The 22,504-nt window shown below is 39.4% G+C and carries 13 protein-coding genes; 6 read left to right on the top strand and 7 right to left on the bottom strand.

The window, feature by feature from the left end:
- Positions 1–5 precede the first annotated feature (5 nt).
- Positions 6–857, top strand: coding sequence for a xanthine dehydrogenase family protein subunit M (locus R3E32_01155; protein ID MEZ4883312.1), 852 nt, complete (start codon positions 6–8; stop codon positions 855–857).
- A 224-nt stretch (positions 858–1,081) separates the two neighbouring features.
- Entirely contained in the window at positions 1,082–1,978 is an 897-nt protein-coding gene (locus R3E32_01150) for a MoxR family ATPase (GenBank protein MEZ4883311.1), read from the top strand.
- A 232-nt stretch (positions 1,979–2,210) separates the two neighbouring features.
- Here R3E32_01150 and R3E32_01145 read toward each other — a convergent pair whose 3' ends face one another.
- The 3 genes from R3E32_01145 to R3E32_01135 all read right to left on the bottom strand — a co-directional run bounded on the left by R3E32_01145 (position 2,211) and on the right by R3E32_01135 (position 6,039).
- The gene (locus R3E32_01145; protein ID MEZ4883310.1) at positions 2,211–3,356 is read right to left on the bottom strand and encodes a DUF2911 domain-containing protein; all 1,146 of its coding nucleotides are present in this window, start codon (positions 3,354–3,356) and stop codon (positions 2,211–2,213) included.
- 142 nt (positions 3,357–3,498) lie between these two features.
- Complete coding sequence (gene rfbD / locus R3E32_01140) at positions 3,499–4,368, bottom strand: dTDP-4-dehydrorhamnose reductase (protein ID MEZ4883309.1); 870 nt, start codon at positions 4,366–4,368, stop codon at positions 3,499–3,501.
- 3 nt (positions 4,369–4,371) lie between these two features.
- Positions 4,372–6,039 (bottom strand): GMC family oxidoreductase N-terminal domain-containing protein, encoded by a 1,668-nt coding sequence (locus tag R3E32_01135; protein ID MEZ4883308.1) that lies wholly within the window; start codon positions 6,037–6,039, stop codon positions 4,372–4,374.
- Between the two features lie 197 nt (positions 6,040–6,236).
- On the opposite strand from R3E32_01135, the gene R3E32_01130 reads away from it, so the two are divergent.
- The 4 genes from R3E32_01130 to R3E32_01115 all read left to right on the top strand — a co-directional run bounded on the left by R3E32_01130 (position 6,237) and on the right by R3E32_01115 (position 11,662).
- On the top strand, positions 6,237–7,595 hold the full coding sequence (locus R3E32_01130; GenBank protein ID MEZ4883307.1) for a DUF1749 domain-containing protein: 1,359 nt from the start codon (positions 6,237–6,239) through the stop codon (positions 7,593–7,595).
- A 103-nt stretch (positions 7,596–7,698) separates the two neighbouring features.
- The gene (locus tag R3E32_01125) at positions 7,699–9,474 is read left to right on the top strand and encodes an aminopeptidase P family protein (GenBank protein ID MEZ4883306.1); all 1,776 of its coding nucleotides are present in this window, start codon (positions 7,699–7,701) and stop codon (positions 9,472–9,474) included.
- A gap of 163 nt (positions 9,475–9,637) precedes the next feature.
- A complete protein-coding gene (gene ribA / locus R3E32_01120; GenBank protein MEZ4883305.1) occupies positions 9,638–10,225 on the top strand; it encodes a GTP cyclohydrolase II in 588 nt (195 codons plus the stop codon).
- Positions 10,226–10,318: 93 nt separating this feature from the next.
- Entirely contained in the window at positions 10,319–11,662 is a 1,344-nt protein-coding gene (locus R3E32_01115) for a hypothetical protein (protein ID MEZ4883304.1), read from the top strand.
- A 360-nt stretch (positions 11,663–12,022) separates the two neighbouring features.
- Here the strand turns inward: R3E32_01115 and R3E32_01110 are convergent, their stop codons facing one another.
- From R3E32_01110 to R3E32_01095, 4 genes are all read right to left on the bottom strand, one after another.
- Entirely contained in the window at positions 12,023–15,019 is a 2,997-nt protein-coding gene (locus R3E32_01110; protein MEZ4883303.1) for a DUF5011 domain-containing protein, read from the bottom strand.
- A gap of 312 nt (positions 15,020–15,331) precedes the next feature.
- Positions 15,332–18,301, bottom strand: a complete 2,970-nt coding sequence (locus R3E32_01105; protein MEZ4883302.1) for a DUF5011 domain-containing protein — start codon at positions 18,299–18,301, stop codon at positions 15,332–15,334.
- A 329-nt stretch (positions 18,302–18,630) separates the two neighbouring features.
- Positions 18,631–20,562 carry a membrane protein insertase YidC gene (gene yidC / locus R3E32_01100; GenBank protein ID MEZ4883301.1) on the bottom strand — a complete coding sequence of 644 codons (1,932 nt, stop codon included), beginning with the start codon at positions 20,560–20,562 and terminating at the stop codon, positions 18,631–18,633.
- Between the two features lie 107 nt (positions 20,563–20,669).
- A complete protein-coding gene (locus R3E32_01095; protein ID MEZ4883300.1) occupies positions 20,670–22,283 on the bottom strand; it encodes a CTP synthase in 1,614 nt (537 codons plus the stop codon).
- Between the last annotated feature and the right edge of the window lie 221 nt (positions 22,284–22,504).

Below are 22,504 nucleotides of genomic sequence, written 5' to 3'. Positions count from 1 at the left end.
ATAAAATGGTTCCATATAAAGTATCCTATCATAAACCTCAAACCGTAGCTGAAGCGATTCAGCTACTCAATCAATACGAGGACGAATGTAAAATTTTGGCAGGAGGACATAGTTTAATTCCTGTAATGAAATTGCGTTTGTCCGAACCTGAAAATTTGATTGACATCACCAGCATTGCAGAACTCAAAGAAATTCACGACAGTGCAGACGGCATTACTATTGGTGCTTGCGCTACACATGGTGAAATTGCCAAAAATGCCGCTTTGGCAGAACACGCTCCGATGGTGACACAAGCTGCAAAAATGATTGGTGATGTACAAGTACGCAATTTTGGTACAATTGGCGGAAGCATCGCTCATGCCGACCCTTCAGCAGATTGGCCCGCTATTTTGTTGGCTGCCAATGCGGCTATTATTATTCAAGGTGAGGAGAGCAAACGCAGAGTAGAGGCGGATGATTTTTTTCAAGGCTTGTTTGCGACCGACCTTGAAGAAAACGAAATCGTTGTAGCGATTCACATTCCCAAGTCAGCGGCCAACCGAAACTCTACCTACCACAAATTTGTTCAACCTGCTTCTCGTTTTGCCTTAGTCGGTTGTGCAGCAGCAGTTGAAGTAAATATTGGTACTGTAAAAACGGCAAGAGTTGCTTTTGCAGGGGTAAGCAGTACACCTTTTCGAGACGGAGGAATTGAAAATGCTTTGCAGGGTAAACCTCTCAATGCAGATTCCATTGAAGTTGCTACTTCAAACACTGCTGATGGTGTTTCCATTATGCAAGACCATTTTGCGAATGAAAAATACCGCAAACACCTTGCAGGAGTGTATGCAAAAAGGGCATTGACGGCTTTGATATAGTATAGACCCTTGTCTATACTTCATTTTTAAGTACATACATTTTCATAAGAAATCTCCAATAGCAGGTTTTGATAAGTCTGTTATTGGAGATTTTTATGATATATTAACCCGAAATATTTTTGGCTCATCCCAAGTTTTTAGAGGAATGACCGATACTTTTGAAGTGTGAACTTCAAAAATCTCTTAACCTCAAAATCTTCGATGAACCACATTTTTTATAGAATATGCAACAAAACCCGTACATTGAAAAACTCAAAGAAAACCTTCAAAAGCAAGGTTATATCGCCGATTCCTCTATTTTGATGTCCATTTTTCTATGTCAAAAACTTCAACGTCCGCTTCTTGTAGAAGGCCCTCCTGGTGTTGGTAAAACCGAGATTGCAAAGGTTTTGGCACGAGCGTTTGATACTGATCTAATTCGGCTGCAATGTTATGAAGGATTGAGCTCAGAGCAGGCATTGTACGAATGGAACTATCAAGCCCAACTGCTTGCCTTGAAAATGGCAGAAACGGAACAATGGTCTTTTGAAGAAAAGGAAAATTTTATTTTCCATGAAAAATTCCTACTCAAACGCCCCTTACTGCAAGCGATTAGCAGCCACAAATCACCCGTTTTGTTGATTGATGAAGTCGACCGAGCCGACGAAGCTTTTGAGAGCTTTTTGTTGGAACTTTTGTCGGATTGGCAAATCAGTATTCCCGAAATGGGAGCAGTTCAAGCTACACACATTCCTATGGTAGTGATTACTTCAAATAGAGTGCGAGATCTTTCGGATGCTTTGCGGAGGCGTTGTTTTTACCTTTGGATTGATTATCCCGAAATGGACAAAGAAATACAAATCGTTCAACAAAAAGTACCTCAAATTGACGAAAAGTTGGGTGTGCAAATCTGTCAGTTTATGCAGCAACTCCGCCAACAAAAACTCGACAAAGTTCCTGGTATTGCCGAAACTTTGGATTGGGCGCAATCTCTGGCGGCTTTGCACATTGACCACTTGGACAAATCCATTGTGGAGGAAACTTTAGGAATAATATTGAAGGATTGGAAGGACATTCGGAATACGCAAATGTCGCTTTCGGAGTTGTTGGAAAAAACGGGGGTAATTTCTAAAATGGGGTGAATGATATAAGCAAATTTTTATTGCTTTTGAAGAATCGGTGACTGATAATCGACTAAGTTCAAATTACCAGTCACCAATCACTAACTATTCAAATCCAATTAATTTTAGACTTTGGACGAGGGAGCAAAGACGCAAGAAGTAAGAATTGAATTGACTAAGAACCAATTACGTCAAAAGTTAAGATTTTAATTATCAATTCTTTATACCTTGCTTCTTTCGTCCAAAGTTCATATTAATTCATATCCTGTTTTTTCTCCAATTTTTCGATAGCAGCTACCAAACTATCCTTGTTCAATTTGTCTGGCGCACGTTCCAACGCTATTTTGCAGTGTTCCAAAGCCTTGTCATATTCGCCCAAAGCTGAATAGCCTCTTGCTAATCCAACCCTTACAGGCCAAACATCTCCAAAATTTTTCATATTGTATTCAAACACCTCAAGAGCTTCTTTCTTTTTACCTTCTGCAATCAACTGACGACCATATTGATGCACCTGAAAAACTCCTGCCGTTGGATGTTCAATCGCTTGTTTCATCGTCGCTGCTGCTTCCTCTTTTTTGCCCAACTTTTCCAGAATATTGGCTTTGGTTTGAAGCGTTGTAAAATTCTTTTCTCCCCCAAAAGGAAGATTCACTGCATTGTCCGCCCAAGTCAATGCCTCCTCTAAATTGACATCGTTTTGGTAGCAATAAGCTGCCGCTGCTTGCCATCCTTGCCAATTGAAGCCCGCCGTAGATTGCAGTTCTTTTCGGAAATTGTCGACATACATCTTGTGAATATCTGCTACCTCAATTTTGATTGGCAGTGCCAATTTTTCCCATTTGAGGGCAACTGTACAATTAGTAGGCTGTCGGTCTGTAAATTCATAGGTGAGCCATTCGTGGTATTCACTTTCTGTTGGCGTTGCCTCTACTCGAAGGGCATCTTCTGATGGGTTGTAGTAGAAACTTCCCCAAGCCGTAGCATTGTTGGAGAAAATGAGCGTCCAAGCACCTGTTTCTTTGGGAATGACATGAAAGCCGTAAGTACCTGCTTTGATGGGTTTTCCCTGCACCATCATGTCGTGTGAGAAGTGAAAAGTGGTGTTTTCGTTGGCTCCTGCACGCCATGGAGAAGGGTTTGCGTCTGTGCTTAGTCCAAAATTCAAGTTTTGCAAACCCCAAGGAACAAGCTGTCCCCAAATTTTACCTGTGCGGTCTTCGCCTTGGGGAGAGGTGACATCAGGGCTGCTGTAATCAATGGTGATGTGTGCCAGAGTGCCAATGTATTGTGTGACCGAACTCTTTTGGTTGCCACCGCTTGGTGGCTGCGTAACGGTTTGCCCGATAAGGACTGTTGTAGTTAAGAATAGACTGCAAAGGACGTAAAAAACTGTTTTCATATTGCTGCTTTAATAAGGTGAGTAAAATATCAATTTACGCAGCTTATTGCAGAAGAAACGCTTTTTAGCACTGTTTAACTTTTCTTCTATTTAATTAACACTTTGGCCAACCTAAGTACATGATTTTTGAAATTGAGGTTTTCTACTTTATTTCCTCCATCATATACAAACAATTCTCTAAACTATCTCTCCAATAAGGAATCTCTATTCCAAATGCATTGCGGATTTTTTGGGTATCTAAAACGCTAAAATTGGGTCTTTGAGCGGGAGTCGGATAATCTTTCGTTTCGATGGGATTCACCTCACATTCAATCTTTGCGAGCTGCATGATTGCCACTGCAAAATCGTACCAACTCGCCACACCTTTGTTGGAGAAATGGTAAATTTCGCAGCCCTGCAATTTGTCGGGTTGTTGCAGAATTTGCAGCAAAGTCACCGCCAAATCTTCTGCAAAAGTCGGGCAGCCAATTTGGTCATAGACCACATTCAGTTTTTCCCGTTCTTTGCCCAATCGCAGCATCGTTTTCACAAAATTGTGTCCCGTAGTTGAATACAACCAAGATGTTCTGAAAATCACACTTTTAGTGTGGTTCTGCAATGCAGCTTCCTCCCCTTCCAATTTGCTGTGACCATAAGCTCCAATAGGTGCGGTCAAATCGCTTTCTTTGTAGGGAATGTTTTGCTGACCATTGAAGACAAAATCCGTAGAAATATGGAACAACCAAGCATCTGCTTTTGCACAAGCTTTCGCCAAGTTTGTAACTCCTTGACTGTTGATTTCATGCGCCAAATTTTGCTCAGTTTCTGCCTTATCGACTTGCGTATAAGCTGCGCTGTTGATGACTGCGCCAATATCGTAATCCTCAAAGTACTGTTGAATATCATTGGGTTGGGTGATGTCCAAATCTTCCCGACTGCAAAATATAAAATGGGCATTGGGCATCGTTCTGCTGAGTTTTTGTAGTGCCATTCCGAGCTGTCCGTTTGCCCCTGTTACCAAAATGCTTTTCATTGATTAAATTTTTTCCGTTTTCATTATGTCTTTCCCCTTTCGTCCTGCAAGTGTTTTTCCCAGAATCATGTCCGCCGCTTTTTCTGCAATCATGAATGCAGGAGCATTGGTATTGCCAGATACAATGGTAGGCATAATCGAAGCATCTACAACTCGTAGTCCTTCAATGCCATGTACTTGCAGTTGGTCGTTTACTACTGCCATTTCATCCTTGCCCATTTTGCAGGTGCCAATAGGATGGTAAACTGTTTCCACCGATTTTTTGATGTGGTCAATAATACCCGCTTCCGAACTAAAATCTGGAGGTGCAACGATTTCTTTTCGATAGGCATCAAAAGCCGATTGTTGCATCATTTCCAATGCCAATTTACCCCCTTCTACCAATTGCTTCAAATCCGCCTCTTCCTGCAAAAAGTTGGGCTGAATCATCGGCGCATCCAATGGATTGGCAGACCGCAAACCGACATAACCCCTACTTTTGGGGTGCAACAAGGTGGGGAGAATCGTGAAACCATCGTGTTTGGGCAGAGTGTAAGGGTCGTACATATCGTAGTCGTAGCCTTTTCCTGCGTGCATGGGCGCAAAGTGAAATTGGAAATTGACCCGCTCATCAGAAGTATAATCTTCAATATTCACAAAAGCTACAGCCTCCAATGGACTGACGGTAAATACGCCTGTTTTCTTAAACAAAAACTGCCCCAAACCCTTCAATTGGTTCCACAATTTGATGTGGTGGTTGAGTCCTTCTTGTTGTTTGGATGTCGCTGAAATACCATAAAAAAGATGATCTTGCAGGTTTTTGCCGACTCCTTTTAAGTCCTTTTTGCAGGTGATTCCGTGTTTTTTCAATTCCTCTGCATCGCCAATGCCCGAAAGCATCAATATCTGAGGTGAATTGAAGCTGCCTGCCGATACAATCACTTCTTTGTTCACCAATACTTTTTCTGTTTTTTTACCTTTGAAGTATTCTACTCCAATCGCCCGATCGTTTTCTATAATAACTTGTTTAACATGGGCTTTAGTGATAGTGGTGAGGTTGGGGCGACCCAAAGCAGGTTTCAAAAAAGCAGTTGCACCGCTGTGTCTTTTGCCGTCTTTGATGGTAAATTGAAGCAAAGAAGTTCCTTTTTGTTGTGCGCCATTGTAGTCTGTAGTTTCAGGAATCCCCACTTGTTTTGCAGCTTCCAAAAAAGCATCTCCATAAGGTGTTTTGAAGCGGGTAGCATGGGTTATATTCAATTCTCCGTTTTTACCGTGATATCCTTTATCTACTTGATTCAACTGTTCATTGTTTTCTGATCGGATGAAATAAGGCAATATTTCTTCAAAACTCCAGCCTTCATTTCCCATTTTTGCCCAATCATTGTAGTCTTCTTTGTTGCCACGCACATACGCCAAAGCATTGGTCGAGCTGCATCCACCCAAAGTTTTACCACGAGGAAGATAGATTTTTCGGTTGTTAACTTGTGCTTGTGGTTCCGTCCAAAAGCCCCAATCATACGGTTTTTTGAACAATTGGGAATAGCCATTGGGGATGTGAATAAGTGGATCTCTATCTGGACCTCCTGCCTCCAATAATAAGACTTGGATAGATGGATCTGTTGAAAGCCGATTCGCCAATACACAACCTGCCGATCCTGCTCCGATAATGATGTAGTCAAAATTTGCCATAATGATTGTTTGTATATTTGATAAAATGCAGGTTTTAAGATGGTTACATTCTTGGGTGTAGAATGTAGTAAGCACAAGATAATCATTTTTTTTAAGCGGCTGAATCAAATTCTGCGATTCAAAAAAATACATTACGAAATCTGCGATTATTTGCTTAATTTTAGTTTTTACATTCATTTTAATTGGTGTCCATAGGTATGCTTCAACTTCCACTGCAATATGGTCCTTACAATGTGGGCTTTAGATATCATTGTATTTTTGATGAAGGGCGTTTTTACCAAACCTCTTTCCCTGATAATCAGACTACACTCCGCCCAGTGCCACTCAATGTATGGTATCCTACTCAAAAAACAGCTGCAAAACCCAATATGCGCTACCAAAACTATTGGGATTTTGAGAGCAAAGAGTCCGCTCTTATATCCTTTCATGAACGCATGAAACACCATCACATCGAAAAAGCACGCTTGTATTTCAGTGGCAAGGAGGACAAGGATTGGACAGAAGTCGATGAAAAACGCTTTCAACAATTGATGCAAAGTCAAATCATGGCGACTAAAAACGCCCCTGTATTGGAGGAAGCATTTCCAATGATTATTTACCACCAAGGTTTAGATGCCCATATTGATGATAATGCACTGATGCTGGAATATTTAGCCAGTTGGGGTTATGTAGTCGTTAGTAGTTCTTTTCATCCAATGGACGCCAAAACACTAGGGATTGATTGGGATTTGGAGCGTTCTATTGCAGATATAGAAATCATTATACAATACAAAAAAAGAAAATTTCACATTAAAGAAAATGAAATTGCCTTGATTGGACATAGTTTCGGAGCGCAAGTAGTGCTGGGTTTTATGGGAGAGAAATATGCAAATTACCGCAACAGTTTGAAGGCAGCCATACTACAGGATACGACCATTGACTACGATTTTTATACATCTAACCCCAAAATATTGGAGATTTTGTCTTCCAAACAAGATCAATTCCAAACACCCATTTTGGCATTTGCCCGCTTATCCTCCACTTTTACGTGGCTGAATACCTTGCAGTATGCTCGGCGTTATTACTGCAAAGTAGGGCATGTTTCACACAATGATTTTGTATCAATTGGGGCAATTGCAGCCTCCCTTCAATCCAAAAATAAGCACGATAATTCTGCCATCGTCTGGCAAAACTACCAACAAACCTGCGTATTAACTCTTTGCTTTTTAGATGCTTTTGTCAAACAGATTCCCCAATCTCAAAAGCTATTTGAAGAAAATGCTTTTGAAAAAATGAGTGCAGATGGACTTCAATGTGAGCAATTGCAGCCAGGTAGGACACAAAGGCACTTTACACCTTATCAAATAGGAAACTCCAAAGCTCCAACTTTCGAACAATTAATAGAACTAATTAACAGAGAGGGTATTGACGTATTTTATCAACTTTATAAGCAATTTCCAAAAGCAAGCATTTTTACTCCTCTCATCATAAAAGAGTTGGGAGCGTATTTCTCAGAGTATTTGCGTAAACCCGATATAGCAAGTAAAATTGATGGGTTTCATGCCAGACTTCCTTAAATATTAAATTATTTTTTATTTTTATTCTCAATTTAATAATGAATATGTTCCTTCAAAAAATCCAATTGGCAGTCACCCAATATTTTTAGATAAAAAATCATATATGAACAACAAACTTCAAAAAATCCGCCAACAACTCCAACAAGAGGGCATCAATGCTTATATCATTCCTTCAACTGATCCACATCAAAGCGAATACATAGCCAATCACTGGAAAATAAGAGAGTGGTTGTCAGGCTTCACAGGTTCGGCAGGCACTTTGGTCATCACATTGGAGGATGCCTATTTGTGGACAGATTCCCGTTATTTTACCCAAGCAGAAACACAATTGCAGGGTTCGGGCATTGGTCTGATGAAATTGCAGAAAGCACATACACCTGAACATTTGTATTGGCTGAAAAAACATTTACCAATCGGTGCAGTAATTGGTTATGATGGGCGTTTGTTTTCAGTGGCACAATTGCAACAAATGCAGGAGGTTTTTGAATCTAAAAAGACAATATTGAAGGAAGTGGGTGACTTATCGGCTGAGATTTGGCAAGACCGCCCTCCCCTACCCTTGCATCCCATTTTTCTCCATGAACTGCAATATTGTGGCAAGTCGAGTACAGATAAATTGAAGGAAATGCGGGCATTTTTGGATGAGCAAAAAGCAGATTTTCAACTGTTGAGCAGTTTGGATGATATTGCTTGGCTCTTCAATATTCGGGGTAACGATGTAGCCTTCAATCCTGTAGTGTATGCCTTTGCCTTGGTGTCGACAGAAAAAGCAGTTTTGTTTATTGACGAACAAAAAGTGACTGATACAATTGCAGAACAACTTCAAGATGAAGGTATTGAATTGCAGCCTTACAATCATATTTACCTTCAATTGGCTGCTCTTCCTGCAAAAAGTACCGTACTATTTGATGCTCAAAAAACCAATGCTTATCTGCAAAACGCCATTCCTTCAAGTTGTACCATTCGCACATTGGCCAATCATACGACTTATTTGAAAGCAATCAAAAACAAAACGGAAATCGAAAATTGGCGCAAGGTGATGGTGAAAGACGGGGTGGCTTTGGTGAAATTTTATGTTTGGTTAGATGCCCAATTGAAGGAAGGAAAAGAGGCAAATGAATGGACTGCTGCGGAACGTTTGCACGAGTTTAGAGCCGAACAAGTGGAATTTATTGGGGATAGTTTTGGGGCGATTTCGGCTTATCGGTCAAGTGGCGCAAGTCCGCATTACAATCCCAGCAGTACTTCGAATAAAATGCTGCAAAATAGTGGTTTGTATTTGTTGGATAGCGGCGGACAATATTTAGGTGGCACTACGGATATTACCCGAACAGTTTGTTTGGGTGTACCAACTGCTGAGGAAAAACGGGATTTCACATTGGTTTTGAAGGGCTTTATCCAACTTTCAAAAGTAGTTTTTCCAATCGGTACGAATGGTTATCAATTGGAGGCACTGGCGAAAACGGCTTTGTGGCAATATGGCTTGAACTATTTGCATGGCACTGGTCATGGCGTGGGTTTTTGCTTGAATGTGCATGAAGGGCCACAGAGTTTTGGTTCAGGCGCTACGGCAGATTTAAGTATAGCTTTTGAAGTGGGTATGGTCACAACGATTGAACCTGCTTTCTATAAAGAGGGGAACTACGGCATCCGTACAGAAAATGTGGTGTTAACGACTAACTCTGTATTTCAAAATTTTCTGCAATTTGAAGCACTAACACTTTTTCCTATTGCAGTGGATTTGATAGACAACCGCTTATTGACATCAGATGAAATGGCGTGGTTGGAAACTTATCATCAAAAGGTGTGGAATGGTTTGTCGCCTTATCTAAATGAAACCGAACAAAATTGGTTGAAGTGGACAATGGGCTATGAATAAATGAAAATGAAAAAAATACTTCAATATCAGTTTATTATCAAATAAAATTGATGAAGTTATTTTTGAAGCGTTCCTTATTGAGCAAAAAGCTTTTGATGCGCTTGGCATGTTTTTGCAATAACTATTTCAGTAACTTTGCTGTTATAGAAGAAAATCAAAAAATATGTTGAGACAAGCAGAAAGTGTTTTGCCTACTAAATGGGGGCTTTTTCAGATGATTGCTTATGCCAATTCGCCAGAATCAGCTAAGCCTCACATTGCTATGGTAAGCGAAAATACAGATTTGACAAAACCTGTGGTGGTTCGGATTCATTCGGAGTGCATGACGGGTGATATTTTTGGTTCGTTGCGGTGCGATTGTGGGGAGCAATTGGAAAGAGCATTGGAAGTGACGGCTGAGAAAGGAGGTGTAGTATTGTATCTTCGTCAGGAAGGAAGGGGCATTGGCATTATCAATAAGATGAAGGCTTATAATCTTCAAGATAAAGGAATTAATACAGTTGATGCAAACATCCATCTTGGATTTGAGCCAGATGAACGGACATACGGGGTGGCCATTGAAATGTTGACGGATTTGGGAGTGAAGGAGATTCATCTCATGACTAATAATCCGCAAAAAGTAGAGGCTTTCGACAATAGTTTCATCAATGTGGTCAGTAGATTGCCACTTGAAATGCCTCCTAAAAAAGAGAATTTGGCTTACCTTAGAACAAAGAAATCACTCATGGGGCATATTCTGGATTTAAAATAATAGCATGGTTATTGTGCCTACTTGATTGAGACACCTTGGTATATCTGATTCGCCCAAAAAATCAATTTTAACGCTAAACCCTATTAGACAGATATGGATCAAGAACAAAACTTAGGTATTTACTCCGATATTCCTGTGAGTCGACGAATTGTTGATTGGCTTTCTCGTATGGTGGATCTGCTGTTTTTGCGTCCGTGGTCTATGATTATTGGCGATGCGGTGTGGGTTTTGGTGAGTATTTTTGCGCTAACAGCACATTTCCGCTACTTCACTCAAAACGCAATGTCCAATATCTTGCTATTCGTAATTTTGGCAGGCTTCACTTATATCTACGGCAATTTGGTGACAAGTCATATCATACCGAGAACTTATCAATGGTTTTTCGGCAGAGCAGTTTTTGGACTGTTGGGTGGTTTGGATAAAGCGACTTTTTTTACCTTGCTAAATACTTCAAAACTAACAAAGTTTAGTATGAAAGCAGAGGATCAAGCTATTGCAGAAGAATTTTGTGAGGTGGACAATGATTTGACAAAAGCCCTTTTTCGAGATCGTTACTACGAAATTTACAAAAATGCAAACGTCAGTCCAGAGGAGTTGGAGGAAAGTTGGGAACGGGTTTGGGAAAATCAGGTTTTGCCTGTGAGTAGCGGTAAGGTGAGTTTTGAAGAGGCTCGTAAAACAGACAATATTGCGCTGAGGGTCTTGCCTTTGAAGTTTCAGAATATGTCGCTACTCATCAGTCCTTTTATCAAGTTTTTTCAGTTAATCAGCGTGTGTTTGATTGCCACTTTTCTTGCCAATGCACATTCCTTACTTTTTGCAATTCAGGTGATTGTTGCACTCAACATTCTTCTTTCTTTGGTGTGGTATATGCTTCATTCTTATCAAATTTCGGAAGTTCCTTTATTGACGGCTAATTTGCAATACTTTTCTCAAAGTATCATTGATCGCTTTGGGGAGAGGCTCAACAAATTTGCAGGAAAAGTATTGATTCCCAAAAATATTACAATTGACAGGGCTTATTTCTCCGAAATCCGCAACTATCAAGCCCGTCATATTTTGCTTTATACCATCCTCAATACCTTCTTTTTGTTGTGTATGTTGGGAATTACTTTTTTTATGGACATTGTTTTGGGGACAAATATTGCACTTGTCTGGTACAAACAGTTTGCGATTGGTCTGCTGTTATTGCCTTTTGTATTTCTGTTGGGTTTTTATTTTATTTCCATCATCATCCAAAATGTTCGCCGAGTAACCGCCTCCGTTTTAGTGGGATTGACGACTGCTGTGCTTCCTTTTGTGATTTATTATTTAGTGACGGGCAACTTTGAAGTTGAAAAGGTACAAAATGGTATTTGGGCCTCGGTTGCAGGTATAGTCGGAGTTTTGAGCACTACGATTGCAGGGCAATTTAAGGAGATTTTGGAGAGTGAGTAAAATTAAGATGTAAGGCACAAGGATTAAACATTTGATTATAACCAAATTGCATCGAAAACACCATTTCACTTAAATCTTTTGTCCAAATCCTAAGTGAAAACTCAAATTCAAACTACAAAACTTGCCTCTTATATTAATCGGGATTCAAACACAAAACTTGTCCGAATTATTTTGAAGGTTTAGCTAATTTAAAGTCTTACGTCTTACGTCTTCAATATTTCATCTAAAGTCTCATTAGTCCAAATCTTGATAAAAAAATAAGCCATCGTTATTGCTAACGATGGCTTACCTATAATGACAAATAAATCAATTGACAACCAATTAGTTAAGGTCTTATATATTTGATTTTTTGTCTAAAGTCTATTTCTCCAATACTATTTTCTTCGCAATACTTCCTTCATTGGTGTTTACCTTTACAATATACATACCCGCTGCTTGATCTGCCATATCAATGCTCAAATTAGAAGCCTGCATGGTTTCTGTATGAACCAATTCACCTACCAAGTTGAATATTTGAATATTCGCACCATTGATGCCTTCTACTTCAATGTTTAAGATACGACTTGTTGGGTTAGGATAGAGATTGACTGATTGGTACAATTCGTAATTGTCGTTGATTCCTACGCCAAAACAAGGACTCTCAGGATCATCAGTAGGACAAGCTGTATCACAAGCTCCTTGAACAATGACCAATCGAGATTCAGTAGTTGTGTTGCCGCTTGCATCAGTTGCACTATAAGTTACAATATAACTACCTGCCATTGTAGGGCATACACAATCACCTCCTATTTCTATTTGAATACTTCCATCTACTTCATCAAAAGCATTGGCTCCAAATTCAAAGTAATTACCATTACAAGGAACTACCACTGGCACAGGGCCAATGATACCTACGGTAGGGCCTGTACGGTCTTGTACAGAAACAATACGAGTTGCAGCACCAATGTTGCCGCCTTTATCAATCACATTGTAGGTGATGGTGTATTCTCCCACTTTCTCCAAATCTACTGTCTCTCCACCAATCACTACATTGTTGGTAAGGTCTAAATCTACATTGTCAAATGCATAGAAACCAGGTTCTTCCCAAACAGCTCCAATTTGGACATCTACGGTGAAAGTAGAACCACTTTCGGCGGTATCGTTAGGATCACCACTCAATAACAATTGAATAATCGGTGCTTCAAAATCTGCTCCAATCACATTCACAAATCGACTTGCAGTGGATTCTTTGCCTGTATGGTCTGTAGCAGTGTAAATAACTTCAAAGGGTTGTTCAGCAGGTGTTGGACTCGCAGTAGTTACAGGATTGTCAACAGTAACTGACGCTGGACAACCAAATACGTCTCCTTCATCCTGTGCTATTGCACCTGCATCAATATATTCGCTACCTACTACTACATCGATTTCCAAGAATTCACCAATAGTCCACAAACTTCCTCCAATTTCGACCAATGGCTGAACGAATAGAGCAGGAGGATCTGTATCTTCTAATACAGTTTGAAGAATTGGATCTCCATTTCCGTCCAATGGGATGTCTTCAATGGTATTCCCGTCACTGTCTGTCACTGTTAATATCCAATAACCCTCACTACCCGCTACATTGATGTCGAATGTATGGGATATCACAATTTGATCGGTCAAATCTCCGTCAGGAAAATCGAATACGTGTGTATCAAAACGGTCAATAGTTGCAGGGCATTGCTCCAATGGGTTGGGTAAAAATCCGTTTACATAGGTGAATGCCAAAGGACAAGTATTGTTCAAATCCATAGGTGTAACGATATCTCCAACTGGTATTTTCACATATTGCATATCGTTTTCAACGAAGGTATCTTGTCCGTTTGTACCACCATTTGCATTATTTACAGCTACGCCAGTAAACTGGTCTTTTTGGTAAACAAGGTGAACATTTCCATCTACGGTTCTTGCGATAGAAGGATACACATCTTCGCTTGTTGGGTCATCCGATACATTGTAAGGACCTTCCCAAGTTTCACCTTTGTCCATAGATTTGATGAGATAAACATCTCGGAACATTCTATCAGGACGGTCTGGCTCAAACGCACCATCACGCATGGAAGAAAATGCCAAGTACAAATTTCCTTCTGCATCAATACCTGCACTTGCATGACCTACCAAACTAGTGCTATAACTTTGAGATTCAACGGCATTGAAGTCAATCACCGTTTCGCAATCACCTGTATAATCCATTCTTACTGTTTTACCCAAAATCTTTGCATTGCCTACTCCATAAGATTCTTTCCAATACATCAAGGCAGTGCTGTTGGGTAAGTAACAAACACCAGGCTGTCCATTACACAAAGTGTTGAAAATTCTATCGTACCAGATATGGGTTTCACCATCATTGTCAATGATTACACTAATTTGACCACCTGCCAGTGCAGTAGGCTCAAAAAGAGGCTCATCTGTATCGGTTGCATTGACTGTATCTACATTTGGAGCAGGTGAATTGGTGACAATCACAGGATCATTCCAAGTATCGCCACCATCTACTGACTTATAAAAAATCAGATCAGAACCATATTTACCCAATACGACTGCTACTGTTCCATTTTTTGCATCTACAAAATAAGTATCTGCGGACCAACCATTTGCAGGAACTATTTCGTCCATTCGAGGAAGTAAGATAGGTTCTTCCCAAGTATCTCCTGCATCAGTAGAACGAATGTAAGATACGCCTGCGGTAATCCCTTCAAATTCACCTTCAAATCGACAAGCAATGACATGAATCGTATTACCATCTGCTGCGGCTCTCGCCCAAGTTGCATCCAAATCTACAGGAATGGCAGTTGAAATCCACTCCGTAGAACCTTCTTGTCGATAAGTAAAAGCTAGTCCATTAACTGCATTGGTGCTTGAAGCAAAGTGTGCGAGTGAAAACAAGCGACCATTGGCAGTTTTGCCTATGTTCGGCCAGCCATTTCGTTCTTCCTCCAATCTTGTGGTTGGTGCCATACGCCATGTTTCACCGCCATCGTTTGATTCATTGAAGCCTGTACCACGGTCGGGTGCTGCCAAATCAAAGGTATGACTCATAGTCCACATAGCATACACGTTGTTGTCCTCTACCATGACACGACGACATACGCCCACATTGGTTTGAAGGTCATAAGTAGTCGTTCCAATAGATACCCCTGCATTTTTTTTGAAAACAGGTTTACTTGTAATCGGTTTGTTCATTGAAGCACTTGCCTCCTCAACCCCACTTATATCTTGACAATCATAGTCTTGAACCAGAGAATTTACAGAATAAGGGCGAATGGGTTGATAGGCTTCTTGTGCTTGTGAATACACAAAAAAGAGCATTAAAAAAGTACACAGTAATGTTCGTACCATAATCGGTTAAAGTTTTAATTGAGTAAAAATTGATGTTAAAGTAACTTTGTTCTATTCATTAGTAGGTAAAAGGTCAAAAAATCGTTGCATAATAATAACAAATTTTCAATAAATATAAGCAGAAAAATCGTCAGTAACTGTCTTATTTGTTTCCTATAAACCATTTGAAGAATATTTCCACAGAGCATATATACAAAAAGCCACTTGCCTGAATAGACAAGTGGCTTTTGATAAAGCATTTGAAATCAAATACCAATAACTGATTATCAATATTTTGAAGTCAAATTATAGTGTAAATCATCACTTCAATGATTATTTTTCAAGCACTATCTTTTTAGCAATGGCACCTTCAGCAGTATTTACTTTCACTACATACATGCCAGCAGCTTGGCTTGCTAAATCAATGCTCAAAGTAGAAGACTGCATGGTTTCTGTGTGAATCAATTCACCTACAAGGTTGAACACTTCCACATTTGCACCAGATACATTCACTCCTTCAATGTCAATGGTTAAAAGACCATTTGTTGGATTTGGACGCATGGTAATGGCTTGGTAAAGCTCATAGTTGTCATTGATAGCATCTACAAAACATGGGCTTGCAGGATTAGTAGAACAATCTTCAGCACAGTTACCTTGAACGATAACCAAGCGAGACTCAGTTGTAGTATTGCCACTTGCATCTGTAGCTGTATAAGTTACGATATAGCTACCTGCAGTTGTAGTACATACACAATCTCCGCCTACTTCTACTTGCAAAGTACCATCTACTGCGTCGAAGGCATTTGCACCAAACTCAAAGTAGTTGCCATTACAAGGAACGACTACGGGAACAGGTCCAATCAAACCAACTGTTGGTGCAGTACCGTCACGTACAACTACTTGACGAGTAACACTTGCAGAATTACCAGCATTGTCAGTAGCAGTGTAAGTAACAATGTAAGTACCCACATTTTCTAAATCTACTGTATCTCCTCCAATTACTACATCATCTGTCATCACTAAGTCAACGTTGTCCAATGCAATAAAACCAGGTTCTTGCCAAACACCACCTACTTCTACTTCAATCTCATAAACTGCACCATCTTCTTGTATAGAGTCTGCTCTTGCTGTCAAAAGTTGGATAAATGGAGCTTCAGCATCAATACCGATTACATTTACCAATCGAGTAAGAGAAGCCGATTTACCGAGGTGATCAGTTGCTGTATAAACTACTTGGAAAGGTTGATCTACAGGAGTTGGGTTTGCAGTATCAACAGGGTTATCTACTGTAACCGAAGAAGGACAGCCAAAGAAATCACCATCATCTTGACTAATAGCACCTGAATCAACATATTCAGAACCTGCTACTACATCGATTTCTTCAAAAAATCCTAATGAATACAAACCTCCATTGATTTCCAACAAGGGTTCTAAGAAAATGGTAGGAGGACCACTATCTGCCAATACTTGTTGAAGAATTGGGTCGCCATTGGCATCCAATGGAATATCTTCAATCGTATTGCCATCGCTGTCTGTTACTGTCAAAATCCAGTAACCTTCGCTACCTGCTACATTGATATCAAAAGTATTGCTAATCACAATATCATCTGTCAAGTCACCATCAGGAAAATCCAATACGTGTGTATCAAATCGCTCAATCACGCCTTCACAGCCTTCCAATGGATTTGGTAAGAATCCACCTAAATAAGGGAAAATGATTGGAGTAGTGTTGTTGCGTGGAGCCATGCCCATTACATCACCAACAGGAATCTTTAAATAAGTGATTTCATTGGTAGTAAATTCTGCTTGATCTTCCTGAACAGCAGTACCAGTTAAAGCGTCAGACTGCCAAACGAGGTGCAAAACATCTTTTACATCTCTTTGAATAGATGGATATACATCTTCAGTTGTTGCGCTATCCGAAATACGAAAAGGTCCCATCCAAGTTGCACCACCATCATTAGAAGAAATAACGTAAATATCTCTGTATTCTCTTGCAGCATTTTCAAAAGCACCATCTCTAACAGAAGAATAAGCTACATAGTAAGTTCCATTTGCATCTATACCTGCACTTGTTTGTCCAAGCAATGTATTGCCATAAATTTGGAATTCTTCATTTTGAGTATCAACGGTCGCAATCATATCGCCATCGTAATCCTGCAATACTGTAGGACCAATCACTTTAGAACCATTTGTACCAAAGCTTTCTTTCCAGTGCATGATACAAGTACTGTTTACAATATAGCTACTATTCGCATCTGCATTAAAAATACGCTCATACCAAAGGTTTACTTCACCACCATCAATCAACAAGCTGATACCACCACCAGATGTTACAGCAGATTCTAAGATTGTACTTCCATCACCTTCAGGATCAACATCTACTGATTGAGCAATAATAGCAGCCCAAGTATCACCACCATTAGTTGATTTGAAAACAACTAGGTCTTCACCAAAGTTACCATAAGCGAATGCAACTACTCCGTCTTTTGCATCAATGAAATAACTATCTGCTCTCAAAGAAGCATCATCGTCGATTTCACCCAATCCTAATCCAGAAGTAGCATCTGCAACACAAATAGGACCTTCCCATGTATCTCCACCATCTTGTGAACGGAAATAAGCCAATCCTCCATCAGCACCGCACCCAAATGTACCATTACGTGAAGTGATTACGTGAATGTTCTCACCATCAACAGCAGCACGAGGCCATACAGCATCCGCATCTCCTGGAATGATAGCATCTTGCCACTCTGTACTACCTGCATCTAAATAAGCAAAGTTTAATCCATCAGCACCACTATGAGTAATAGAAAACAGACGTCCCTGATTGGCACCTGATTCTACTACACCCAAGTTAGGCCAACCAACACGTTGACTCTCACGTCTAATGTTTGCTGCTTCCAAAGACATCCATGTGTCACCACCGTCATTGGACATATTTAGAAAAGTACCACGATCAGGAGCAGCAACATCACCTGTTTCGCTTCCTGTCCAAGCTGCATATACATTATCACCAGACACTACAATCCTTCTACACATACCATAGTTTGTTTGAAGATCGTAAGTAGTCGTACCGATAATTGTTCCTACACCGCTTTTCTGAGGAACATAGTCACCAGAAGCAGGTCTTGTAGTAGTAGAATTCAACTCATTTCCAGTTGTCACTTTGTATTTTGCAGGAAATGGAGTTGTAAGCACAGAATAAATGTCTGCCTTAGTAGTAGTTGAAGGTGCTTGAGTCTGTGCATTTACAGACAAGCAACTGCCTACTAGTAAGGTTAAAAGTAAAGCTCTAAACATAATCTTTAGAATTTTTATTTGTTAATGAATTGACCAATTAAATACTAAGTTTATTTTGGAGAGATGGTTATTTTTTTAAATAAATACGAATAATTCTTATTTATGTAAATGTTTGTTAAACGCCACTCGCCAAACACAAAACTACAAAAAAGCCTTTACAAATTTTAACAATAATTCTTATTGAAACTTCAAAGGGTCGCAGTTTTGACAGTCCATAATCCTAACGGAAGATAAGTTTTCAAAGTTTTGTAAACACAATGAACATTGTAATAAAAGTACGCTGGCTTACTTTTCCAGCTACTTTACCTCAAAATTGCAAAAAGATTTCTTTATTTTTTGCGTTTTTTGGGCTTCGTTCGATTTGTGCCACTGATTCTTTTAGTTTCTGCATTTGGGTCTGCATCTTTGTTTCCTCCTTTCAAGCCTCTTTTTTGTGCTTCTTGTTCTTCCATCATTTTTTGAAGTCTTTCCTGAAATTTTGACTTCTTTGGTGGTTTCTTCTTATTGGATTGCAGTTGTTTGTGAATGGCTTCTTCGTCAATAAAATAGTTTTTAATGGCATATTGTTGACCAAAACTGATGATATTTGACAAGAAGAAATAATAGGTCAACCCTGCTGAGAAACTATTGAAGAAAAACAACAACATGAATGGCATCATGTATTGCATCATTTTCATTTGAGCAGCACCAGCACCACCTGCCGAAGGAGTCATTTGGCTGTTCAATCGCATATAAAGTAAACTACTAATGGCAGAAAGCAAACAAAACAAACTTACATGATCCCCATAAAAAGGTATATTAAATGGAAGATTCAGAATAGAATCGTAAGATGAGAGGTCGTCTGCCCATAGGAATGGTTCTTGTCTAAGTTCGATAGAGGATGGGAAAAAACGATACATGGCTATCAATATCGGAAATTGCAGCATTTGTGGCAAACAACCACCAAGTGGATTTACTCCAGTTTTGCCATACAATTTCATTGTTTCTTGCTGAATTTTTTGAGGGTCTTTGTGTTTTTCTTTGATAGCCTCTATTTCTGGCTTCAAAACATTCATTTTGGCGAATGATTTGTAGGAACGATAGGTAAGTGGGAACAAGACCAATTTGATAACCACAGTTAGCACCAAAATAATGATTCCATAATTGCCGATGAAATTGTGCAAAAAATTGAACATTGGGATAATAATCAACTTATTTACCCATCTAAAAATTCCCCATCCTAAAGGTACTAAGGCTTCAAGATCATTGTCCAATTTGTTCAGTCGGCTGTATTCGTTGGGACCAATGTAGAACTTCATTGGGAAACTGAATTCCGCTTTTTTAGTATATTCAAATCCCAATTCAACTTGTGCCACTTCTACTACCGTCTTATCTTCAACTAATTCTGCATCACGAGGAGTGTGAATATCCAAGTCTGCTCTATAAAAGCTATTGTCTGCAATAAGGGAAGTATTGAAGAATTGTTGTTTGAAGCTAATCCAATCCACCTTTGCCGAAAGGTCTTTTTTCACATCTTCTGTACAGGTACAGTAGTCTGGATCTTCTTGGTTTTCTTTGTAGTAAATAGTAGTATTGTTCTGCTCCGTTTTGAAATCTTTTTCTTGTTGAAACATTTCATTTCGCCACATCAATACCAAAGATTTACCATTCGCCAGTTGACTGTCGAAGCCGACCATTTTGTAGTCGTAATCTACCATGTATTCGGTATTACTCAAACTATAATTTTGTTCAATGTATTGTGTCTTAGTAGAATCCGAATAAAGCCGATACACAATTGAGGTATCATTGGCAGCCGCAATATCAAAAATGAATTTTTGTGTGCTGATGCTCTGTGTTCCCAATCCAAAACTATAGGAAAATTCATTGTTCACACCATCTATCAATACCAATGGTAGCGAATCAAAAGTAGAATATTTTTTCAATTCTGCTCTGTAAATTCGTCCACCCTTATTAGAAAAGGTCAGCTTGAACTCCTCATTTTCAATTACATGAAACTCTTCCTCTACACTTGACTGCAAAAAAGGGCCTTTGGGCATTGGAGGTTTTGCAATAGAATCCGTGCTTGAATCATTGGTTGCTAATTCATTTGTGATTGCAGTACTGTCAACATCTGCAATACTATTTTCAACTGAGGTAGAGTCGTTTGGAAGATATTCACTTACAGCGGGTTTGGAACGCTCCAAAAAAGTGCTGTATATAATAAAGAGAATAGCTATCAATATCAAACCTACAAAAGTACTTCTATCTTGATTTTGTTGCATATTATCGTTGCTTAATGCAAATTATTTTTTATTTACAAACTGAAAATCAATCAACTACAAAATTGCAGTAAAATTGGGCTGCAAAGTTACGAAAATGACCTTGAACTTCAATTTTTTGCCAATCTATATTCAAGAGCTGCTTTTACAAAATCCACAAACAAAGGGTGTGCTTTGGATACGGTGCTTTTTAGTTCGGGATGAAACTGAACTCCAACAAACCATGGATGTTTTTTTAGTTCCACGACTTCTACCAAGTTGGTATCAGGGTTTACACCCACCAATTCCATGCCTGCTACCTCAAAATCTGATTGATATATATTATTGAATTCATAACGATGACGGTGTCTTTCCGATACTTTCAAAGTTTTATATGCCTTATGTGCATTCGATTTTTTTCTCAAGTCACACTTATAAGCTCCCAATCGCATTGTTCCACCAAGATGGGTTAGATTTTTCTGTTCTTCCATAAGACTAATCACAGGATGTTCAGTGTTGGGGTTCATTTCTGTAGAATCTGCACCTTTCAATTCCAATACATTGCGTGCAAATTCTATCACCGCACACTGCATTCCTAAGCAAATACCCAAAAATGGAATATTTTGTTCCCGAACATATTGAATAGCCAATACTTTTCCTTCAATGCCTCTAGAACCAAATCCTGGTGCCACCAAAACACCATCTAAGTCCTTGAGTTTGTCTGCCACATTGAGGCTATTGATATTTTCGGAGTGAATGCTGATTACATTTACTTGACATTCATTCGACACACCAGCATGAACAAATGACTCTTGAATAGACTTGTAAGCATCCTGCAATTCAACATATTTTCCAATCAAACCTATGTTGACTTCACTAGTTGGGTTTTTGAGTCTGCCCAAAAAACTTTTCCATTGCAGCAATGACGGTTGCTTGTGAGAAGGCAGCCGCAATTTGTCCAAAATAATTCGATCTAATTTTTCCCGCAACAAAATCATTGGTACATCATAAATCGTATCCGCATCAATGGCTTCAATGACAGCATTGCTTTCTACATTGCAAAACCGAGCTATTTTTTGACGTATATCAGGTGTGACATGGTGTTCTGTACGACAGACAATAATATCTGGTTGTACGCCATTTCTCGAAAGTTCACGCACAGAATGTTGTGTTGGCTTGGTCTTCAGTTCTTTTGCAGCATTGAGGTAAGGTAGTAAGGTGAGGTGCACCACTATACAATTAAATTGCCCTTCTTCCCATTTCAATTGCCGTAGGGTTTCGACATAAGGTAGTGACTCTATATCTCCCACTGTACCACCCAGTTCGGTGATGATAATGTCATATTCCCCCGTAAGTCCTAGAAGTTTGATACGCCGTTTGATTTCATCTGTAACATGGGGAATCACCTGCACCGTTTTGCCGAGGTATTTTCCTTTTCGCTCGTTTTCGATAACAGTTTGGTAAATTCTGCCTGTTGTTACATTGTTGGCCTGCGATGTTGGCACGTTCAAAAAACGCTCGTAATGCCCCAAATCTAAATCCGTTTCCGCTCCGTCATCCGTCACAAAACATTCACCATGTTCATAAGGATTGAGTGTGCCTGGATCTACGTTCAAGTAAGGGTCAAACTTTTGGATAGTAACACGAAAACCTCTGGCTTGCAGCAACTTACCCAATGAAGATGCAATAATACCTTTACCTAGTGAAGACGTAACGCCTCCTGTTACAAAAATATGCTTTGCCATAATGTGATGAATCTACACTCTATTTAATAATACTCAATAAATACCTGCTCTACAATGTATTGGTAAAGCATTGCAGATGATTTTGAATCCAGATATATTGTGATTGATTTTGAAAACCGCTGCAAAAATAAACCTTTTTAGCAAAGTCCTACCTTCAAGTTTAGAAAAAACACTGGCTTAATTCTTGCAATTCACATTAGGTTTGCGTATTTTTCTGAGCG

Source organism: Chitinophagales bacterium (assembly GCA_041392475.1).
GTDB lineage: Bacteria > Bacteroidota > Bacteroidia > Chitinophagales > UBA2359 > JAUHXA01.
The sequence above is the reverse complement of the archived record's forward strand: the minus strand, read 5'-3'. Positions and strand labels throughout refer to the sequence as shown.

Coding starts and splice junctions, on each gene's coding strand:
- R3E32_01105 (MEZ4883302.1), bottom strand. CDS start 18,301: ATGTTTAGAGCTTTACTTTTAACCTTACTAGTAGGCAGTTGCTTGTCT.
- R3E32_01150 (MEZ4883311.1), top strand. CDS start 1,082: ATGCAACAAAACCCGTACATTGAAAAACTCAAAGAAAACCTTCAAAAG.
- ribA (MEZ4883305.1), top strand. CDS start 9,638: ATGTTGAGACAAGCAGAAAGTGTTTTGCCTACTAAATGGGGGCTTTTT.
- R3E32_01145 (MEZ4883310.1), bottom strand. CDS start 3,356: ATGAAAACAGTTTTTTACGTCCTTTGCAGTCTATTCTTAACTACAACA.
- R3E32_01135 (MEZ4883308.1), bottom strand. CDS start 6,039: ATGGCAAATTTTGACTACATCATTATCGGAGCAGGATCGGCAGGTTGT.
- R3E32_01115 (MEZ4883304.1), top strand. CDS start 10,319: ATGGATCAAGAACAAAACTTAGGTATTTACTCCGATATTCCTGTGAGT.
- R3E32_01125 (MEZ4883306.1), top strand. CDS start 7,699: ATGAACAACAAACTTCAAAAAATCCGCCAACAACTCCAACAAGAGGGC.
- R3E32_01130 (MEZ4883307.1), top strand. CDS start 6,237: ATGCTTCAACTTCCACTGCAATATGGTCCTTACAATGTGGGCTTTAGA.
- R3E32_01110 (MEZ4883303.1), bottom strand. CDS start 15,019: ATGGTACGAACATTACTGTGTACTTTTTTAATGCTCTTTTTTGTGTAT.
- R3E32_01095 (MEZ4883300.1), bottom strand. CDS start 22,283: ATGGCAAAGCATATTTTTGTAACAGGAGGCGTTACGTCTTCACTAGGT.
- yidC (MEZ4883301.1), bottom strand. CDS start 20,562: ATGCAACAAAATCAAGATAGAAGTACTTTTGTAGGTTTGATATTGATA.
- R3E32_01155 (MEZ4883312.1), top strand. CDS start 6: ATGGTTCCATATAAAGTATCCTATCATAAACCTCAAACCGTAGCTGAA.
- rfbD (MEZ4883309.1), bottom strand. CDS start 4,368: ATGAAAAGCATTTTGGTAACAGGGGCAAACGGACAGCTCGGAATGGCA.